The sequence below is a fragment of the Cellulophaga omnivescoria genome (assembly GCF_001999725.1).
Lineage (GTDB): Bacteria > Bacteroidota > Bacteroidia > Flavobacteriales > Flavobacteriaceae > Cellulophaga > Cellulophaga omnivescoria.
This window is the reverse complement of record NZ_MDDP01000043.1, coordinates 90,497-112,667: the sequence shown is the minus strand read 5'-3', so window position 1 is coordinate 112,667 and position 22,171 is coordinate 90,497. Positions and strand designations below refer to the sequence as shown.

16 protein-coding genes are annotated in these 22,171 nt (G+C 30.0%); 6 read left to right on the top strand and 10 right to left on the bottom strand.

Going from position 1 to position 22,171, the window contains the following annotated elements; all coding sequences use genetic code 11:
• Positions 1-110: 110 nt before the first annotated feature.
• Entirely contained in the window at positions 111-749 is a 639-nt protein-coding gene (locus BFJ87_RS13655) for a hypothetical protein (protein ID WP_077405684.1), read from the top strand.
• 36 nt (positions 750-785) lie between these two features.
• Here BFJ87_RS13655 and BFJ87_RS13650 read toward each other — a convergent pair whose 3' ends face one another.
• The 10 genes from BFJ87_RS13650 to BFJ87_RS13605 form a co-directional block, all read right to left on the bottom strand.
• Complete coding sequence (locus tag BFJ87_RS13650; RefSeq protein WP_077405681.1) at positions 786-2,372, bottom strand: NADP-dependent glyceraldehyde-3-phosphate dehydrogenase; 1,587 nt, start codon at positions 2,370-2,372, stop codon at positions 786-788.
• A gap of 157 nt (positions 2,373-2,529) precedes the next feature.
• Entirely contained in the window at positions 2,530-3,780 is a 1,251-nt protein-coding gene (ilvA, locus tag BFJ87_RS13645; RefSeq protein WP_077405678.1) for a threonine ammonia-lyase IlvA, read from the bottom strand.
• Between the two features lie 70 nt (positions 3,781-3,850).
• Positions 3,851-5,326: a ketol-acid reductoisomerase gene (gene ilvC / locus BFJ87_RS13640; protein WP_077405675.1), complete on the bottom strand. Its 1,476-nt coding sequence runs from the start codon at positions 5,324-5,326 to the stop codon at positions 3,851-3,853.
• A gap of 46 nt (positions 5,327-5,372) precedes the next feature.
• Complete coding sequence (gene ilvN / locus BFJ87_RS13635) at positions 5,373-5,900, bottom strand: acetolactate synthase small subunit (protein WP_077405673.1); 528 nt, start codon at positions 5,898-5,900, stop codon at positions 5,373-5,375.
• A gap of 59 nt (positions 5,901-5,959) precedes the next feature.
• A complete protein-coding gene (ilvB, locus tag BFJ87_RS13630) occupies positions 5,960-7,693 on the bottom strand; it encodes a biosynthetic-type acetolactate synthase large subunit (protein WP_077405671.1) in 1,734 nt (577 codons plus the stop codon).
• Positions 7,694-7,774: 81 nt separating this feature from the next.
• Positions 7,775-9,451, bottom strand: a complete 1,677-nt coding sequence (gene ilvD / locus BFJ87_RS13625; protein ID WP_077405668.1) for a dihydroxy-acid dehydratase — start codon at positions 9,449-9,451, stop codon at positions 7,775-7,777.
• Between the two features lie 409 nt (positions 9,452-9,860).
• On the bottom strand, positions 9,861-11,624 hold the full coding sequence (locus BFJ87_RS13620) for a hypothetical protein (RefSeq protein ID WP_077405665.1): 1,764 nt from the start codon (positions 11,622-11,624) through the stop codon (positions 9,861-9,863).
• Between the two features lie 12 nt (positions 11,625-11,636).
• Complete coding sequence (locus BFJ87_RS13615; RefSeq protein ID WP_077405662.1) at positions 11,637-12,860, bottom strand: DUF4249 domain-containing protein; 1,224 nt, start codon at positions 12,858-12,860, stop codon at positions 11,637-11,639.
• A 5-nt stretch (positions 12,861-12,865) separates the two neighbouring features.
• Entirely contained in the window at positions 12,866-15,634 is a 2,769-nt protein-coding gene (locus BFJ87_RS13610) for a carboxypeptidase-like regulatory domain-containing protein (RefSeq protein ID WP_077405659.1), read from the bottom strand.
• Positions 15,635-16,399 carry a hypothetical protein gene (locus tag BFJ87_RS13605; RefSeq protein ID WP_139344254.1) on the bottom strand — a complete coding sequence of 255 codons (765 nt, stop codon included), beginning with the start codon at positions 16,397-16,399 and terminating at the stop codon, positions 15,635-15,637. It abuts the gene before it with no gap.
• A gap of 263 nt (positions 16,400-16,662) precedes the next feature.
• Here BFJ87_RS13605 and BFJ87_RS13600 point away from each other — a divergent pair, with 263 nt between their 5' ends.
• From BFJ87_RS13600 to BFJ87_RS13580, 5 genes are all read left to right on the top strand, one after another.
• Positions 16,663-17,106, top strand: coding sequence for a hypothetical protein (locus BFJ87_RS13600; RefSeq protein ID WP_013622305.1), 444 nt, complete (start codon positions 16,663-16,665; stop codon positions 17,104-17,106).
• Positions 17,107-17,215: 109 nt separating this feature from the next.
• The gene (locus tag BFJ87_RS13595; RefSeq protein WP_139344253.1) at positions 17,216-17,902 is read left to right on the top strand and encodes an SGNH/GDSL hydrolase family protein; all 687 of its coding nucleotides are present in this window, start codon (positions 17,216-17,218) and stop codon (positions 17,900-17,902) included.
• Positions 17,903-17,906: 4 nt separating this feature from the next.
• Positions 17,907-18,914 carry a glycosyltransferase family 2 protein gene (locus tag BFJ87_RS13590; protein WP_077405653.1) on the top strand — a complete coding sequence of 336 codons (1,008 nt, stop codon included), beginning with the start codon at positions 17,907-17,909 and terminating at the stop codon, positions 18,912-18,914.
• A 53-nt stretch (positions 18,915-18,967) separates the two neighbouring features.
• On the top strand, positions 18,968-20,890 hold the full coding sequence (locus BFJ87_RS13585; RefSeq protein ID WP_077405650.1) for a BatA domain-containing protein: 1,923 nt from the start codon (positions 18,968-18,970) through the stop codon (positions 20,888-20,890).
• A complete protein-coding gene (locus BFJ87_RS13580; protein ID WP_077405647.1) occupies positions 20,887-22,143 on the top strand; it encodes a dihydroorotase in 1,257 nt (418 codons plus the stop codon). Before BFJ87_RS13585 ends, BFJ87_RS13580 begins: the two co-directional genes overlap by 4 nt.
• The last annotated feature ends 28 nt before the right edge of the window (positions 22,144-22,171 follow it).

Genomic DNA, 22,171 nt, shown 5'->3' with positions numbered 1-22,171 from the left:
ATACATTTCAGCTACTTAAAACTACAGCTGAGTAACATAAAAATGCATAACTAGCCAAAGGTTATGATATTTGAACAAAGAAATAAATAACAATATAAAACCTTAAAAAAATGAAAAAGATTGCCATATTATTAGCCTTTATATGTGTAACAAGTTTAAGTGCACAAACACAGTATGAAAAAGGAATGACCAAAGCTTTTGAGCTATGGAAAAATAACGAGAGTGCAAAAGCAGTGCAAATGTTTGAGCGTATTTCTAGTGTAGAAAAAGACAATTGGTTACCGCCATATTATGCAGCTACCGTAGAAATTATAAGTGCTTTTGACATAAAAGATGAAGCAGAACTAACTGCTAAACTAAACAAAGCAAAAACGTTATTAGATGCTGCTGACAAATTATCTGAAAATAACCCAGAAATATTAATGTCATATGCGTTACTAAACACAGCATATATTGCTTTTGATGGACAAAAATACGGAATGACATTATCTGGTAAAAACGTAGCTATTTATAACAAAGCATTAGCAATTGCACCAAATAACCCAAGAGTAGTTTTAGGTAAAGCAGAATGGGATATGGGAGCAGCAAAGTTCTTTGGACAACCACTAGAACCGTTTTGTAAAGATGTAAAAAAAGCTATAGAATTATTTAAAAAAGAAGAACAAACCATTAAATTTTACCCGTATAGTGGTTTAGAAAGAGCTAAAGAAATATTAGAAAACTGTGAAAAAAAATCCTCTCAAAATTAATTGAGAGGATTTTTATATAACTTAAAACTATAGGTATTATAAAATATAATCTGTGCTAATAAAGTTAGACAATCTAGTCTCTAACAATTGTTCTATAATTTCATTATTAATATCATTGTCTTTAGACGCTACAAACGTACGTACAGAGAAAGAACGTAAAGCATCATGTACACTTAAAGTTGCTTGTGCAGAGTCTTTACGGCCGGTAAAAGGGTAAACATCTGGACCTCTTTGGCAAGAGCTATTTAAGTTAACCCTACATACCAAGTTTACCAAAGTATCTATTAACGGAGCTAATGTGTATACATCTTTACCAAATAAACTTACTTGCTGTCCGTAATTAGACGCAGCCATATCATCTAAAGGTTCTTCAATATTACTAAAAGAAACAACAGGCACTACTGGTCCAAATTGCTCCTCTTGGTACACACGCATATCTTTAGAAACAGGGTATAAAACTGCTGGCCATATGTAATTATCTGTAGTTTCGCCTCCTTTTTTATTTAAAATTGATGCCCCTTTTGCTTTAGCATCATCTATAAGTTCTTGTATATATGCAGGTTTATTAGGCTCTGGTAATGGTGTAAGTTTTGCTCCGTTATCCCAAGGGTTACCAAATTTAAGTTCGTCTACACGTTTAGCAAAACGTTTGTTAAACTCATCTGCAATACTTTCATGTACATATACAACTTTAAGAGCTGTACAACGCTGACCGTTAAAAGATAATGTACCAGCAATACATTCATCTATAGTTAAATCTAAATCTGCATCTGGTAAAATAATTGCAGGATTTTTAGCTTCTAAACCTAAAACCAAACGCAATCTGTTACTTTTTGGGTGTTGGTCTTGTAAAGCATTTGCAGATTTACTATTACCAATTAAAGCAAGTACATCTACTTTACCTGTTTTCATAATAGGACTAGCTACAGCTCTACCTCTACCAAAAATAATATTTACAACACCATTTGGGAAAGATGATTGAAAAGCCTCTAACAAAGGAGTAATTAATAAAACACCGTGTTTAGCAGGTTTAAATATTGTAGTATTCCCCATTATTATTGCAGGAATAAGTAATGCAAAAGTTTCGTTTAACGGGTAATTGTAAGGCCCTAAACAAAGTACAACACCTAAAGGACCTCTACGTATATGGGCATAAACACCATCGTGTTTTTGAAACTTAGCCGCATCCCTATCTAACTGTTTATAGTCTTCAATAGTGTCTTTAATATATATTACTGTACGGTCAAATTCCTTTTCAGAATCTGGTAAAGACTTACCAATTTCCCACATTAAAAGTTTTACAACTTCATCACGCTTAGTAATCATTTTTTCTACAAACTTCTCCATACAATCTATACGCTCTTTAACACGCATAGTTGGCCAAGCACCTTGACCTTGATCATACGCCTTTAAAGCAGCATTTAATGCATCTAAAGCTTCTTCTTCTCCCATATCTGGAATACTACCTAATAATGTAGGTTTGTATTCTTCTGTAGATGATATTGTAGAAAATACTTCTGTAGTTGGTCCGCTCCATTTTTTAAGATCACCACCAACCAAGTATTCTTTTTGTTCTATTAACTCGGTTATTTTATATTCTTCAGGAATAACTGTTGTACTCATTTTTTATCAATTTAAAGACTATTACTAGTATCTTGAATAGTGAATTTACTAAATCTTACGCTTAAAACAGAGGTTATAAACCATTATATTTATTGCTTTTAATACGAAAACGTTTTCAATTTCATTTTTTAATAAAAATTTAGTAAAATGTGTCTTTTTATACTAAATATTGAAACAGGTCTGGTTTATTATTTAAGTAGTCGCCAAAGAAATTATTTTCTTTCATTCTAGCAATTAATGGCTTTAAATCCTCAGGTTTTTTTAACTCTATACCAACTACAGCAGGAGCATTTTCTTTACTAGATTTTTTAGAATATTCAAAATGAGTAATATCATCTGTTGGTCCTAAAATTTCTGCAACAAACTCTTTTAAAGCACCAGGACGTTGCGGAAAACGCACTATAAAGTAATGCTTTAAATTGGCAAATAACAAAGCACGTTCTTTAATTTCTGCAGTTCTTGTAATATCATTATTACTACCGCTTACAACACAAACCACATTTTTGCCTTCTATTTGTTTTGCATATTGGTCTAATGCTGCAATAGTTAAAGCTCCCGCAGGTTCTACAACAATAGCATCTCTGTTGTACAAGTCTAAAATAGTTTGACATACTTTACCTTCGGGCACAGTAATAACATCGTCTAAATACTGCTTGCAAATATTAAAAGTTAAATCGCCCACGCGCTGTACTGCAGCACCATCAACAAATTTATCTATATCTTTTAGTTCTGTATTTACTCCGTTTTTTATACTAGTTTTCATAGATGGTGCACCAGCAGGCTCTACTCCTATAATTTTAGTAGTAGGAGATAACGCTTTAAAAACACCACATAAACCAGCAGCTAAACCACCACCGCCAATAGCCACAAAAATATAATCTATTGGTTTTTTAGATTGATGAATGGCTTCTAAACCAACAGTAGCTTGCCCCTCTATAGTTTTTGGATCGTTAAAAGGGTGTACAAAAACTTTTTGGTGTTCTTCACAAAATTGAAGAGCAGCTTTAGAAGAATCGTCAAAAGTATCACCTTCTAAAACAATAGTAACCCAATCTCCACCAAACATTTCTGTTTGCTCTACCTTTTGTTTTGGCGTAACCGATGGCATATAAATTGTGCCTTTAATTCCTAAATGGTTACACGCAAATGCTACACCTTGAGCGTGATTGCCTGCACTAGCACAAACAACACCTTTTTGTCTTTCTTTATTACTTAAAGAGCTAATTTTATTAAATGCTCCCCTAATTTTATAAGATCTAACACGGTGTAAATCTTCTCTTTTTAAAAGGATATTTGTATTAAATAATTTAGAGTAACGGATACTCTCTAACAAAGGGGTTACATCTGCCACTGCACTTATGGTTTGTGCAGCATTTTTTATATCTTCTATATTTGGGAAATAATTCATTTTAGTTAAAATAAAAAAACCTGCCCAGTTTCTAAAAAACCAGACAGGCTATAGAATAGTTTAGTTGGGTTTACACTATAGGTTTCATTGCAGTCATAGATGCTCTTAATCTTGCTCCAACAATTTCTACCGGATGCTCTCTTAATGCTTTATTTACAGCAATTAATTTAGCATTATCTACACCATTACCTGCGTTTGCAGCATATGGTTTGCCAATAATAGAGGTATCTACTTTAGCCATAAAATCTTTTAATAAAGGCTTACAAGCATGATCAAATAAATAACAACCATATTCTGCAGTATCCGAAATTACTCTGTTCATTTCAAATAACTTTTTACGGGCAATTGTATTGGCAATAAGTGGTGTTTCATGTAACGACTCGTAATATGCAGATTCTGCAATAATACCAGATTCTGTCATTGCTTCAAAAGCAAGCTCTACACCTGCTCTAACCATAGCAACCATTAACACACCATTATCATAAAATTCTTGCTCAGAAATTTCTACATCACCAGCAGGAGTTTTTTCAAAATTAGTTTCTCCTGTAGCAGCGCGCCAATCTAGCAAGTTTTTATCTCCGTTAGCCCAGTCTTCCATCATAGTTTTAGAGAACTCACCTTCCATAATATCATCCATATGTTTCTGGAATAACGGACGCATAATATCTTTTAGCTCTTCAGCCAATTCAAAAGCCTTTATTTTAGCTGGGTTAGACAAACGATCCATCATATTAGTAATTCCACCATATTTAAGACCTTCTGTAACAGTTTCCCATCCGTATTGTATTAATTTAGATGCGTAGCCAGCATCAATACCTTCTTCAACCATTTTATCAAAACAAAGAATAGATCCTGTTTGCAATAAACCACATAAAATAGTTTGTTCTCCCATAAGGTCTGACTTTACTTCTGCTACAAAAGAAGATTCTAAAACACCCGCCTTATGACCTCCAGTTGCAGCAGCATATGCTTTTGCTTGTGCTAAACCTTTACCTTCTGGGTCATTTTCTGGGTGCACAGCAATAAGTGTTGGCACACCAAAACCTCTTTTATACTCCTCACGAACCTCAGATCCTGGAGACTTAGGAGCTACCATTATTACGGTTAAATCTTTACGCACTTGGGTGCCTTCTTCAACAATATTAAAACCGTGAGAATATGAAAGTGTAGCACCATTTTTCATTAACGGCATTACCGTATTTACAACATTTGTATGCTGTTTGTCTGGTGTAAGATTGATTACTAAATCTGCCGTTGGTATTAATTCTTCATAATTACCAACAGTAAAACCATTTTCTGTTGCGTTTTTGTACGATGCTCTTTTTTCATTTATAGCAGCATCACGCAAAGCATAAGAAATGTCTAATCCAGAGTCTCTCATATTTAAACCCTGATTTAAACCTTGTGCTCCACAGCCAACAATTACTATTTTTTTGCCTTTTAATGCTGTTACCCCATCAGAGAATTCTGTAGTATCCATAAATCTACATTTACCCAATTGGGTTAATTTGTCTCTTAATGATAAGGTGTTAAAATAATTTGACATTTTCTGTACTCTTTTTTCTCTCAATATCTAAACTGAGAATGATTAATTAATTATGTTGAAATTCTTCTAATAAGCTACTAATACGCATTTCTGCTTTACTCACTGCAATTCTACCAGAACGTACAAATTGCATAATACCGTAAGGTTCTAGCTGGTCATGCATTTTATTTATTTCTTCTCTTTTTCCTGATTTAGAAATCACAAAAAAATCTCTGGCCACCGTTACAATTTGCGAGTTGTTTTCTTTAATTATGTTTTGAATATTACGTTCATCAAATAATAAATCTGACTTAATTTTAAATAAAGCAGATTCTTGATAAATAATTTCTTCATCGTTATGATAAAAAGCCTTAATTACTTCTACTTGTTTTTCAATTTGACCAACAATGTTCTGCACCCATTTTTCTGTTGTGTTTACAACAATAGTGAATTTAGAAACACTGTTAATTTCTGATTTAGAAACATTTAAAGCCTCAATATTAATATGTCGTTTTAAAAATATGCCCGATATTCTGTTTAACAACCCTACGTTGTTTTCTGAATAAACCGATATGGTATACCAATTATTTTCCATTTTTTTATTGCCCCAATATTACTTTACACAAAAGCTATTTTGGAATTTTTTAATTAAACTTATTTTAACCTAACTTCTGATACTGAAGCACCCGAAGGAATCATAGGAAAAACGTTATCTTCTTTTTCTACTTTAACCTCTAAAAAATAAGGATCTTTAGAAGCTAACATTTCTTCTATAGTAGATTTTAACTCACTACGCTCACTTACTCGTTTAGATTTTATATGGTACCCTTCTGCTATTTTTACAAAATCTGGGTTTACCATTACTGTAGACGCATATCTTTTATCAAAAAATAACTCTTGCCACTGGCGTACCATACCTAAATGATCATTATTTAAAACAATAATTTTTACAGGTACGTTATGCTGAAAAATTACGCCCAACTCTTGTATTGTCATTTGGTAACCTCCATCTCCTATTATTGCAACAACTTCTCTATTCATTGCTCCCATTTTTGCACCTATAGCCGCAGGTAAAGCAAAGCCCATAGTACCCAAACCACCAGAAGTAATATTACTTTTTGTCTGGTTAAATTTAGCATATCTACAAGCTATCATTTGGTGCTGACCAACATCACTAACAATAACGGCACTGTTATTAGAGGCAACATTTATTTGCTCTATAACCTCACCCATTGTTAATTTTTCTTTAGTAGGATGAATATCTTTTTCTATAACTGTGCTATACTCTAATTGATATTTTTCTTTGAAGACATTGTGCCAATCTGTATGCTTATTATTATTTAATAGCGGAATTAGAGCCTCTAAACTTTCTTTAGCATTACCCAGTACAGCAACATCCGTAGGAACATTTTTGTTTATTTCTGCCGGATCTATATCAAAATGTATAATTTTAGCCTGTTTAGCATAGCTATCTAAATTACCTGTTACTCGATCATCAAAACGCATACCAATAGCAATTAGAACATCGCACTCATTAGTTAAAACATTAGGCGCATAATTACCGTGCATACCAACCATACCAACATTTAAAGGGTGTTCACTATCTAAAGCTGCAACACCTAAAATTGTCCAAGCAGCCGGAATACCGGTTTTTTCTATAACCTTCTTTAATTGCTCTTCTGCTTCTCCTAAAATTACACCTTGACCAAATACTATAAATGGTTTTTTTGCTGAATTTATTAAATCTGCAGCAGCTTTAAGTTGGTTAACATCTACTTTAGGATACGGATTATAACTTCGTACACCTGTACAAGCCTCATAAGTAAAATCTAACTCATCAAACTGTGCATTTTTGGTAATATCTACAAGTACTGGTCCTGGTCTACCCGACCTGGCAATGTAAAAGGCTTTTGCTAATATCTCTGGGATTTCTTCTGCTCTGGTAACTTGGTAATTCCATTTGGTTACAGGAGTAGAAATTCCTATAATATCAGTCTCCTGAAAAGCATCTGTACCTAATAAATGTCTTGGAACTTGGCCTGTAATACATACCATAGGAGTAGAATCTATTTGGGCATCTGCCAATCCTGTAACCAAATTTGTTGCTCCCGGACCAGAAGTTGCCATAGCAACACCTACTTTACCAGAAACTCTTGCGTAACCTTGTGCAGCGTGTGTTGCTCCTTGCTCATGACGAGTAAGAATGTGTGTTAGTTTATCTTGAAACTTGTATAATTCGTCATAAACAGGCATAATTGCTCCACCCGGATAACCATAAATTAAATCTACACCCTCTGCTAATAAACAATGTATAATAGCTTCTGCTCCACTAATTTTTATGGTTTTATTATTTTTTGATGTTGTCTTTTGTTCTTTTACTGTTTCCATTTTCAAAGAGTTAAAGTAAAAAGTGTTATTGTCCTGTTTTAGAGCTTAAACAATAGTACTTTTTCAATTTTTTATTTTTTATTAAAACTCATCTGTAACACAACCTTGGGCTGCAGATGATACTGAACGAGCGTACTTGTACAATACACCTTTTTTAAATTTTAATTCTGGAGCCACCCAATTAGCTTTACGTTTAGCCAATTCTTCTGGTGTAACATCTACATTAATAGCATTAGTTTCTGCATCTATTGTAATAATATCACCGTCTTTTACAAGAGCAATAGTACCACCGTCTTGGGCTTCTGGCGCAATATGACCTACAACAAAACCGTGCGTACCTCCAGAGAAACGACCGTCTGTAATTAAGGCTACATCTTTACCCAAACCAGCACCCATAATTGCAGCTGTTGGCTTAAGCATTTCTGGCATTCCTGGTCCGCCTTTTGGTCCCTCGTACCTAATGACGACTACATCTCCCTTTTTAACTTTACCATCTCTAATACCATCATTAGCATCATACTCACTATTAAAAACTTTAGCTGTACCTTTAAATAATAATCCTTCTTTACCTGTAATTTTTGCTACAGAACCATTTTCTGCCAAATTACCGTACAGCATACGTAAGTGGCCTGTTGCTTTTATTGGATTTTCTAGAGGACGAATAACATCTTGTCCCTCTATTAAATCTGGCACATTTTCTAAATTCTCTGCCAATGTTTTACCAGTAACAGTTAAACAGTCACCGTGTAATAATCCGTTTTTTAATAAATATTTTAACACAGCCGGAATACCACCAATACGGTGTACATCTTCCATTAAATATTTACCACTAGGTTTTAGGTCTGCAATAAAAGGTGTGGTATCACTAATTTTTTGAAAATCCTGAAGCGTAAAATCTATATCTGCTGCTCTTGCGATAGCTAAAAAGTGTAATACTGCATTAGTAGAACCACCCATAATTGTAACTAGGCGAATAGCATTTTCTAATGATTTTCTGGTAACAATGTCTAAAGGTTTAATATCATTTTTAAGTAGATGATACATTTGCTTACCAGCCTCTACACACTCTTGTTTTTTTTCTTTACCAATTGCAGGATTAGAAGAATTGTATGGTAAAGACATACCCAACGCCTCTATAGCAGAAGCCATTGTATTTGCTGTGTACATACCACCACAAGCACCTGCACCAGGTATTGCTTTTTTAATGATACAACCAAACTCCTCTTGCTGCATTGTGCCAGCTACCTTTTCTCCCCAAGCTTCAAACGCAGAAACAATATCTAGTTTTCTATCATTATGGCAACCGGAAGCAATTGTACCCCCATAAACTAAAATAGATGGTCTATTTAAACGAATCATTGCCATTAGAGCACCTGGCATATTTTTATCACAACCTACAACGGTTACCAAACCATCATAAGACATACCTTGTACCACAGTTTCCATAGAATCTGCAATAATGTCTCTTGAAGGTAATGAAAAGCGCATTCCTGGTGTACCCATAGAAATACCATCACTTACGCCAATAGTATTAAATATTAAACCAACAGACTCGTTTGTATTTACACCTTCTTTAACTTCTTTAGCCAAGTCATTTAAATGCATATTACACGGATTACCCTCGTAACCAGTACTTGCAATACCCACAATAGGTTTATTAAAATCTTCATCTTTAAAACCTATACCGTACAACATTGCTTGTGCTGCAGGTTGTGTTGGATCTTGTGTTACATTTTTACTGTACTTATTTAACTCCATTTGGCTATATCTTGTAATTCTTATTGTTTATTGAATATAATTTACTATTCAAATATAATTCTTTCACTTTCTTCATTTTTTTAACAATGTTTTTTAGTATAAATTCAACTCACCATATATTTATTTAAAAATCTGATATTCAGTGTTTTAAAACCTTAAAATGTATCACATTCAGCTATTTTATTTACTTTAATAGTTTAAATGTATTATGGTTTTAGTTACGTTAAAAACAAAAAAAAGCCTGTGTCAATTTTAGTATGACACAGGCTTTTCTTAAAATCAATATAAGACCGCATCATCCCCCGAGAGAGATAATAATGACTAATACGATAATAATTATATTGTTTGCTTTCATTGTTATAGCAATATTAAAAAAATTTTATTTATTGACAATAATTTTTTTGAGAAATTAATTTACCGTAAAATATTTTTCAAAAAAAACGTCTTCGCCCTCATTGGTAAATCCTCTTAGAGTTGCTTTAAATTCTCCTGTAATATCTGATGTGTAAAACTCTATCTTCTTAATGTTTTTAGTATCAAAACTAATATATGGTTGCCAAAGTAATTGATATCTTAAATCTGGAATATTTTTTTTATTTTCTAAATTATCATAATCAGGTTTATAATAGATTAAATGTTTTGTTGGAGGAGATAAGCTATAATTTAAAATACCTAAACTAGAGTAAGGCAATTTAAAATCTCCTTTTTTTGTATTAATTTCTATTATTCCTTCATAAATTTCCTCACCATATACATACTTATTCCTTACTATACTAATAGTATCTATATTTCTAGCATCATAATTCATTAGTATTGTATGATCCTGAACCATAATACCATCAACAATTACAAGTGCTTTAATATTAGAATAATCAAAATAATCATTATTACTATTTACCATTCTAACTTGGAAAATATATTTATCATCGCCAATTTTTTTAGACCAGACATTATTTACTATTTCTACCAATGTTTCTTTTACTGTTTTAAAACGAGTATAATCATCTAACTGGTAAGTAAGTTTATTTTCTGTAGTAAATTGCAAAATTTTATCTTTTACCAAAATAGAATCCGGTTTAAGCTCAAAATATGCATTCTCTATTTGATTGTGAATACTTCTTTTTTTAATTTCTTTATTTGCGGAAAAAGGAATTGACGGATTTTTATAGGTTAGAGATGATAAATTTACAGGTTTAGGATTGTTAATATTTATGGTGTAATTTTCTTTATTTTTATTAAATACTTGTATAATTGCTTTTGAGGTATCGTATTCTTTATCTATAATAAATTTAAATTCACCCAAATTATTAGTTTTAGAATTTTTAAAAAAATATCCTTTTTTGCTTGGTATAGAGATACAAACCGAAATATTATTAATTGGTATAGAATCACTAATTGATTGTATATTGCCCTCTATAATTTCTCCACGTAATTCTGGTAAAGTAATATCTTTTTCTTCTTTTAGCAGTACGTATGGATTAATCTCATCCTTAAAGGAATTGTAATTATTAGAATATTCCTGAGAATTTAAAACAATTGCATTAGTTTTATGAACAGATAAAGAATAAGTACCGTTTATATGTTTTTGTTCTGGAAATAGTTGCAGTGTTACTTTTGCCCTTTTGTTGTATGCATTTTTAGAAAACTCTATATTTAAATCTCCTTTATTTAAATTTTCACCAATAAACTTTACTGTATTAGAAGGCATATTTGTTTTTGAAACAAAGTTTATATTTTGGTTTTCCTGATAAGGATTAATAATAATTATGTCTCCTGAAAAAAATGCTGACACTTTGTTATTTTTCATCCAACTTGTGTAACCAATAATTTTATAGTTTCCACTAGCAACAGAAGTTGGTATAAAAAAATCTCCTCTACCAATACCATTTTTTAAAAAAACTTTTTGAGTAACAACAACTTTATTACCTTCCCCTATTAAATCAACATAACCAATTTTGCTGATTTCACTAGGTTTTTGATTTTTTAAATATGTACAATACATTGTATAATGTGCATACTCACCAACAAACAGTAAATTAGAATTGTAATGAATATAGACTTGTTCTTTTAAAGCATTTGAAACACTTTTGGTTTTGTAATTTTGTTGACCAAGTAGATTATTAGATAAATGAACTAAAAGGCAAAAAATAAAAACTTTGTATAATTTTTTCATTATTCTTTTTTTTTAATCTTCCCAAAAATCTGGGACAATACTACTACTAAAAACGGTACAATCTCCACAAGCAATTGAAACATATACATTAGGTCCGGATTCAATATTACCGTAAGGACAAAATTCTATTGAACAAAGTTCTGGTTCATCAGTTACCCATGTGTGTGACTTATTTTTAATAATATTAATTACCCTGTTAATTTCTTCAGGTGCAATAAAAGAACAACTAAAAGGATATTTAGCCCTTGAAACCTCATCTGTAAAAATATCATTATACTCAAAAAATATCCTTTTGGAGGATACAGATGAAACCTCAAAAAATCCTATTACCTTTTCACTTTCATCATTAATATTCTCTATATTTCCTTTTAAAAATCCGGGTTGTATTTGAGAAAATAAACTCTCTGAACTAGATAAGTCATTTAAAGTTTTATAGAAAGTATGAGCTTCTCTAGATATAACATATTGTTTTGCCAAGATTGAATAACGGTTGGAAATCTTATAATCATCTCTTTCTAGAAATCTTATTGGAAAATCCACTAATTGACCATTATTTAAACCTTCTGTTGAAGCTATAATCATAGATGAGGATATGGCTGTACTATAGCAAATTTTTCCAATTTGATCAGATTTGTATTCTATTTCTATTTGAGGCGGATTTTCAGAAACTATCACAGCCCTTCTATTTCTATACCACGGGGCAATTATTTTATGTGTCTCTTCGTACTCGTATCTATAGTATTTTGCATCACCAGAAGCTTCCTGAACATTAACAACAAAAGAAACACCCTCTACTTTGTCTGAGTTTGTAGTTATTTTGCCAAATAAGTTAGTAATACCACTCCCCTCACTTAATGTATTTGGCGATGATACATATTCTTTACCATTTGCTGTCTTAATAAACAATTGATATTCTTCTTTTTCTGCTTTAAAAGCTACATCAGACACATACTCACCTGGCTCTAATTCACTAAAATTATACTTATTATTTAAGTTATCTAAAATAAAAATTTCAGCACCTTCTTCTTTTTTAGCTCCTTCCTCTTCAAACTTAAAGGTTCTACTTAATTTTACCTTTTGATACTTATATTCATCTGTCAATACTGCTTCAACTACCAAAAGACTCTCGTAGTCCTTTGTTTCTGGTGTAAACTCTTCTATACAACCAATTAATAAAATACATAAAACTAAAAGTGTGTGTACAACTCTGTATTGTTTTATTATATAATTTTTCATAAAGTTTAAAATTTTATATTATACGTTATTGTTGGTATTGGAATAGAAAAAATTGAACTTTTATAAGCTTTTACCTCTCCATTATCTGTAACAAAATAAACAGAATATGGGTTATTTCTTCCTAAAACATTATAGATTGAAATATTCCAAAAACTATGACCTATTTTTTTAAGTTTGTGATTTCCCTCTACATTAAAACTTAAATCTAGTCTGTAATAATCTGGTATTCTAAATTTATTACGTTCACTATAGGTTGTATAGTTAGATCCTTGATATGTAAAATTACCTGTTGGATATGTTACAGGTCTACCAGTTTGATAAGTAAAATTTCCAGAAAAGCTAAATCGCCTTGTTACTTTGTAATTGGAAACTAAATTAAAATTGTTAGGTTTATCATAATTAGCAGGAAAATAATCTCCGCCATTTACTTGTTCTTCGGGATATTTACTGTTTAACTGTATTAAAGATTTAGAATACGTATAACTTAACCAGCCATTAACATCTCCTGAATTCTTACGCACTAAAAATTCTACACCATAGGCCTTTCCTTTTCCTTGTAAAATTTCAGTTTCAATATTTTCATTTAAATTTAGTTGGGCTCCTGTTTTAAAATCGGGTACATTTTTAGATAATTTATAATAACCCTCTAAACTAATTTCGTAATCATTTCCATCTATATTTTTATATAGGCCCAAAGTAAATTGTTCTGCTTTTTGTGGTTTTATATTATAGTCAGATAATTTCCAGGTATCAATTGGAGATCCTGTTGTATTATTTGATAAAGTATGTATGTATTGATACATTTTATTATAACTACCTTTAATAGATAAATTATTTTTTAGCAAATACCTAGCTGCAATTCTAGTTTCAATACCTCCATAAGTTTTAACTTTTTCATTATTGCCAAAGTTTATTTCCTCCTCAACTGTTTCATCACTTTTAGGTTCTCCTTCTCTGTAAACTCTTGTAGTGTTTCTCCCTAAGGCTGTAAAAGTTGAATATCTAACCCCCAAATTAAACATTAATTTATTGTTAACCTCAAAATCATCTGCTAAAAAAATGGCTGATTCTACCCCTTTTTCTTTATCCAAACTAACTGTTTCTACATCAGAATCTTCACCAATTGGTTGTTTATTACCAGGAGTTACATTGTATAATTTGCTTGTTATACCGTAGTTAAATTTGTGCTTGTTATTGTACAAATAAATTATTTTATATTTAAATCCTGTTTCTCTAATTCCATAATCAAAAGTAAAATCGTTATTTGTTTCTCCTTCATAATCTATATTAAAGCCATAGTTAGTGTTGAATAATGATAAACTTCCTAAATTTTTACTATTTATCTTATTATCCCAACTTAAAGAAAACAAAGTATTATTATAACTATATAAAGAATCTGAAGTGATACTGAAAACATCTTTACTGTAATATGCAGTGGCTTTAAGATCATTATTATCATTAATTTTATAATTATATTTTCCAATTAAATCATAAAAATTTGCTTTACTTTTACTTAAATTATCATCATTTAATGATTTTAAAACCCAATCTGAATAAGTAGATCTGCCACCTAACATTAATGATGATTTATCTTTTATAACCGGAATCTCTACTGCAATATTATTAGTGATAGGACCTATAGATGCCTCTCCTTTAAAATCATTTACATTACTTTCTTTGGATTTGATATCAAAAACAGAAGACAATCGTCCTCCAAATTCTGAAGGGATACTCCCTTTATAAACTTTTAGACTTTTTGTAGTAAATGGATTTAAAGCCTGAAAAATACCAAAAAAATGAGATGGATTGTAGATAACAGCGTTATCTAAAAGTATTAAATTTTGATCTGTTTTTCCTCCTCTAACATTAAAGCCAGTAGCTCCTTCTCCTGCTGTTGTTATACCTGGTAATGTTGTTGCAACTTTTAGGATATTTCTTTCCCCTAATACTAAAGGTATATTTTTAGACTCTTCGGAATCTACCTCAGATGTACCCATTAAAGTCTCTTCTAGATTTTGATCTTGCTCACCATCTAAAACAATTTCATCTAACTCTTCAACATCTTCAAGTAAATTAAAATTTAAATTCCCATCATTAAACAGTAAAACTCTTTTTACTTGTTTTTTAACTCCTATAGAGCTAACTTCTATTAGGTTTATTCCTTTAGGTAATTCTAATTTATAATACCCCTTACTATTTGTTGAAACTCCAATATTTTTATTTTTAACATAAATAGTTACATCGGCTAAGGGTAATTTACTTGAATGTTGTTTAACATAACCCGTTAAAATAAATTTATCCCTTAAATCATTTAAGTTGGACTTTCCAATCCTAATCGTTTCTACAAAATCATTTTCAATATCTTTATTTTTTTTACTTATAAAAACAGGATTTTGCAAATTAACTTTTGGTTTTAATTTGCTAATACTATCATAAATTGGCTCATCAAAGCTACTAGGTAGTTTATTATAAATTACTCTGTTTTGTAAAACGTAAACATTTTTATTAATTATAAAATAGTTTAAATCTGTATTTTCAAAAATTTTATCTAAAACTGTGGTTAAGTTGGCATCACTAAACTTACCTGATATTTTTAAATTGAGAAACCATTTATTAGAAAAATAGAAATTATACTCAGAAACACTCTCTATTTTATTTAAAACCTCTTCTATTGAAGAACTATTAAAATCTAAAGAAATTAAGTTTTCTTTTTCTTGAGAAGATGCTTTATTGCAAAAAATTAGTATTAAAACTATTATAGTAAATTTTTTCATCTATAAAGAATTAGCTTTTTTACTCATTAACATGTTTAACCTTTTCAAAAGAACAATAGTATTTTTGTCATTGTTCATTTTTCCGTTTGAGTATTCCTTAATTACCTTTTTATATTCAGGAAAAATTTTAAATAATTGCCGGCTTTTATTTATTCTTATAAACTCATTTTTGTAGTATAAAAAATCTTGAGACTTATAAGAAAATTTATATTGTAGCTTACCTGTAGACCAAACTTCATTTTTTTGTTTAAAATGCTTTCTGTAAAAATTAAAATTTGCTGTATTTAGTAATAATTCTGCATAACCTTTTAATACCTCACCATTGTTTTCCAAAAAATCAATATTTACAAAATATTTATCATCAATAGAAAAGCTTTTTACCTTATTATTTAATGGCCTTATAGTTCTTAAATTATTATCACTGTTTTTTAAAGTAAGTAGTAAACTTTCTTCAAATAAATCGTATTTAATATTAATGTTATTAAAGAACTGATTATCATAAATTAATGATCCTTCATAAAAATCAAACTGATTATAGTACCTATGACTATCCTTGTAAGCATTTTCTTTTTCAAAATAAGCATCTCCATCATCTAAATATCCATTATATAATAATGTATTTTCTAACCCAATTTGTTTATCAAACCATCGATAAATAGCCTCATCGTGCTTTGTAAGTTTACTACTTGATGACTGACTGCATAAGTGAAGTGGAACAGTAAACATAGTAATAAACACTATGTATAGTGTGATTTTATAATTCATTTGTATACTAATAACTTTGGTTGGCTATTCAAATATAAATTTTCAACAATAATTTAGCTTATTTTTAACAAATATTCATAATAATTTAACAAACATCACTATTTTATATTTCATTAGAATCAGGCATAAACCACATGTTAATGTCTAAAAAGTGTGCATTTCATCTAAAAATCAAAAACTTGTGTGTATTTCATCGAAACGTAAATAATAAACCTAAAAAAGCACGGTTATAATAATCCCAAACCTTATTAAACCTACTATTAATGACATGTTTAGAATGTAAGAAAGAGCTAAGCTATATTGACCATAAAAATGCTATTGATGCATTTGGAGTTGAGTTATGTGCAAAGCATCAAGTGAGATTAAACAGGCTTATTATAAAAAACAATACGCCTAAAGAAGCTATACAGTTATATTATGGTCTTAAAGAAAGAGGCTTAACACCAATGCTAGAATGGTGGGACGGTAAAAAATCTATAGATATAGCTATTTCTAGAGTTAAACTAAATATAGAAATTGATACCGAGTACCATATGTTAACACATGAACAAGCAATAAACGATTTAGAAGAAGCAATGCATTCTTTTAAAAATGGCTTTACAACTATTCGTATCCCCAATGATTTAATAAAGCATCATTTTACAGAAACAATTAATAATATTCTTGGTATTGTAGAAGGCTTAAACGCAAACATTAAAAAAATATAAAACAGCATAAATTTAATTATATATTAAGGATTACCTACCCCTAATATTTAATTTTGTTAACTATATTTTTATTTTTAGTACCTTGGTGTTTTCATCAAGCAAAAAAGAAATGAAAATAGTACATACTGTTTATATTTTAATTTTATGTTTTTTTATGTCGTGTAATTCTAAAGCTCAAGATTGGGCTAATTTAAATAAATATAAACAGGCAAATAAAGAACTTAAAGCTCCAACAGAAAGTGATAACAGAGTTGTTTTTATGGGCAATTCTATAACCGAAGGTTGGAGTAATGCGATGCCTAGCTTTTTTGAAAATAAAAATTTTATTAATAGAGGAATAAGCGGACAAACTACACCTCAAATGCTTATACGTTTTAGGCAAGATGTTATAAACCTAAAACCCAAAGTTGTTGTAATATTAGCTGGCACAAATGATATTGCTGGAAATACTGGTCCTACTACTCTAGAGGAAATTACAAATAATATAAAAAGTATGGCAGAACTTGCCACTACAAATAATATAAAAGTAATTATTTGTTCTACGCTACCCGCTTTTGATTATCCTTGGTCTCCTAACAAAGAACCTAATATAAAAATACCAGCCTTAAATAAAAAACTAAAAGCTTATGCTGCAGATAATAATTTAATTTATTTAGATTATTTTTCTGCTATGGCTACCAAAGACTATGGGCTAAAAAAAGAACACTCTGGTGATGGCGTACATCCAAATAAAAAAGGATATCAAGTTATGGCTCCTTTAGCAGAAGAAGCTATAGCCAAAGCACTAAAACAATAGTGCTATGCATAACGCTCTAGTAAGTATTTTAATTCCTTTTAAAAATGTTGAGAAATTTTTAGATGAGTGTATTTCTTCAATCATTTCTCAAACATACACTAACTGGGAAATTATTGCAATTAATGATCACTCTACAGATAAAAGTGCTATTATATTAGAAAAATACGCTGTAAAAGACAAAAGAATAAAATCTGCATTAAATACAGGCAAGGGTATTATTAGTGCCTTACAATATGCCTATAAGTTAAGTAGCGGCACGTATATTACTAGAATGGATTCTGATGATATAATGCTACCTAATAAGATTGAAGTTATGCTCTCTACACTATTAACAAATGGCCCAAAACATATAGCTATTGGTAAAGTAAAATATTTTGCTAAAAATGGGGTAAATGATGGTTATAAAAAGTACGAGGAATGGTTAAACAAGCTAACCGAAACAGGTAATAACTATTCTGAAATATATAAAGAATGCGTAATACCTTCTCCGTGTTGGATGGTACATAAAACTGACTTTGATTTGGTGGATGCTTTTAACCCTACTACTTATCCTGAAGATTATGATTTAGCATTTAGATTTTACAAACACAATATTAAATGTATACCTTGTAATATTATTTTACATAAATGGAGAGATTACAGTAAAAGAACCTCTAGAACTAGTGATCATTACGCTCAAAATTACTTTTTAGACATAAAACTTGATTATTTTTTAGAGCTAGAGTACAAAGCAACTAAAAATCTAATTGTTTGGGGTGCTGGTAAAAAAGGGAAAGAAATTGCTAAAAAACTACAAACTAAAAATATAAACTTTACCTGGGTTTGTAACAACCAACAAAAAATAGGTAAAAACATTTATAATATAAAACTACAACACTTTACAACAGTTAAAGAAGTAAAAGATTTGCAAATTATTATTACTGTTGCTAACCATAAAGAACAAACAAGCATAAGGGCTTACCTTAATACCCTTAAATTAAACACAGTAAAAGATTATTTTTTCTTTTGCTAAAGTATTATTTGCTTTGCATCAATTTCATTATATTTGACAAATCAAATTAAGGAATGCAGTTTAAATATCCGGATCTTCTTTGGGCTTTATTTTTACTATTAGTTCCTATATTTATTCATCTTTTTCAACTCCGAAGATTTAAAAAAACTCCTTTTACCAATGTTGCACTCTTGCAAAAGGTAAAAACACAGTCTAAAAAAGCTAAAAACTTAAAAAAGTTGTTACTTTTATGTACCAGACTTTTATTATTTACTTCTTTAATAATTGCTTTTGCCCAGCCGTATTTCGCCAAAAAAGATGTATTTAAAAAAAGAGAAACTATTATTTATATAGACAATTCTTTTAGTATGCAAGCACCAAATAATGGTACAAGTATTTTACAAAATACCATACAAGAGCTCATAAAAAATACTCCTAAAGAAAAAGAATTTAGTCTTTTTACCAATACTGATACTTATAAAAATGTTGTTTTAAAGGAAATACAAAACAATTTGTTGTCGTTAGAGTTTAGTAGCAACCAACTACAATTAAAAGATATTATATTAAAAGCAAATACACTTTTTAGCAGTAATGGCAGTAGTATTAAAGACTTTATAATTATATCAGATTTTCAGAAAAAAAATAATTCTGCCGTAATAGACAGTATAGCAAATATAAACGTTTATACAGTTAAACAACAACCTAACACTTTTACAAATATTAGTATAGATAGTGTATACGTTTCTAATACAGATGCAACAAACATAGAACTTAGCGCTAATTTAACTGCTAATAAAAACGCCAATAATACTGCTGTGGCATTATATAATAATGATACTTTAATAGCAAAAACATCTGCTGCATTTAATAAAACAAAAAAAGCAAAAGTAAAATTTACGTTACCAAAAAATGTAAAAATAAATGGCAGAATAGAGCTTACTGATGCCGGCTTATTATACGACAACAACTTTTATTTTACCATTAATAAAAAAGAAAAAATAAAAGCATTAATAATTTCAAACACAGAAACTAATTTTTTAAATAAAATATTGTCTAATGATGAGTTTACGACTTCTGTAACAACACTAAATCAATTAAACTACAGTAAAATTACTAGTCAAAACTTAATTGTTTTAAATGAGATTAACTCCATACCAGAATCATTAAAAAATGCTTTAATTGCATTTACCAAAAATGGAGGTAGTTTATTAGTAATACCTTCTTTACAGGTAGAACCTAAAAACTACAATGCATTACTATTTAATTATTTTAACACAAATATTAAAGGAATTACCAAAATAGAGCGTAAAATTACTGGTATTAATTTTTCTCATAATTTATATAAAAATGTGTTTCAAAAAAGAGTTACAAACTTTCAGTATCCAACTGTTAATAGCTCATTTATTGTATCAACTACTTCCCCATCAATTTTAAATTATCAAGACGGATCACCTTTTTTATTAGGCGCAAATGGCTTTTATTTTTTTACTAGTAGTTTATCTACAGAAAACTCTAACTTTAAAGGGTCTCCACTAATAGTACCAACAATATACAACATTGGCTACAATAGTTTTAATATTCCTAAGCTGTATTCCACAATTAATAAACCTACTAATTTAGATATAGAAACAACATTAGATAAAGATGTAGTTTTAAAAATTGTAAAAGATAAGTCTGAAATTATTCCACAACAACAAGCGTTTACCAACAAAACTACATTAACGTTTACAAACGCCCCAAAAAATGCGGGTATATACACTATTAAAAAAGGAAATATAGATTTAGGTACTATAAGTTTTAATTACAACAGGGAAGAAAGTAAACTACAATACATAAACACTAACACTATAATTAATAGTACAGAAAGCAATAGTATTAGTCAATTATTAACCAATTTAGAAAATAACCAAAAGGTACATGAGCTTTGGAAATGGTTTGTTATTTTTGCTTTGTTTTTTGTAATACTAGAAGTTCTTATTCAAAAATATTTTAAATGAATATATTAATAAAATCTGCCAAAATTTTTGATAACTCAAACAAGGATATTCACCTAAAAACTAAAGATATTTTAGTTAAAAATGGTGTTATAAGTAAAATTGCAGATGCAATAACTCCAGAGCAAGAAACAAAGGTTATATCTAAAAAAAACTTATGTATATCTATTGGTTGGCTAGACACTAGTGTGTGTTTTGGAGAACCAGGTTTTGAAGAAAGAGAAACAATAGCAAACGGATTAAAAACTGCTGCTAAAGGTGGCTTTACAGATATTATTTTAAACACAAATACCAATCCAATTCCGTACACTAGCTCTACGCTTGCTTATATTAAAGATAAAGCCAAAGAAGAAGTAACAAATTTACATCCGCTAGGTGCATTAACTGTAAATAGTGAAACTGTAGATTTAGCGGAATTGTATGATATGAAAAACGCTGGCGCTGTTGGGTTTTCTGATTATAAAAAAGCTACAACCAACTCTAACCTTTTAAAAATAGCACTACAATATGCACAAAATTTTAACGGGTTAATTTATTCTTTTCCGTTAGACACAAAAATTGCAGGAAAAGGAATTGTGAACGAAGGTGAAGTATCTACAAGTTTAGGGTTAAAAGGTATTCCGGCATTAGCAGAAGAGTTACAAGTAGCCAGAGATTTATTTATTTTAGAATATACCGGTGGTAAATTACACATACCTACAATTTCTACTGCAGGATCTGTTAAACTAATAGCCGAAGCTAAGAAAAAAGGATTAGATATAAGCTGTAGCGTAGCATTACACAATTTACTTTTTACCGATGAAAAATTAACTGAATTTGATACCACTTATAAAGTACTACCTCCTTTAAGAACTAATAAAGATATTGAAGCCCTTATTAGTGGTGTAACAGATGGTACAATAGATTTTGTAACCACAGACCACACACCGTTAGATATAGAACAGAAAAAAGTTGAATTTGATAATGCAGCTTATGGTACCATTGGTCTAGAATCATCATTTGGTATGTTAAATACTATTTTTAACACAGAAACTACTGTACAAATTTTAACAAAAGGAAGAGAACGTTACGGCTTACAAAAGCCAGAAATAAAGGAAGGAGCTAAGGCTTGTTTTACTTTGTTTGATGAAGATACATTGCATTTTTTTGATAAAAACACATCTATTAGCACTGCTAAAAACTGTATGTTTTTTAAAGAAAAATTAAAAGGTCAAGTTTTTGGAATTTTAAATTGTGATAGCCTGGCAATACTTTAAGGTATTTAGTTGCGTTATTAAATAGACT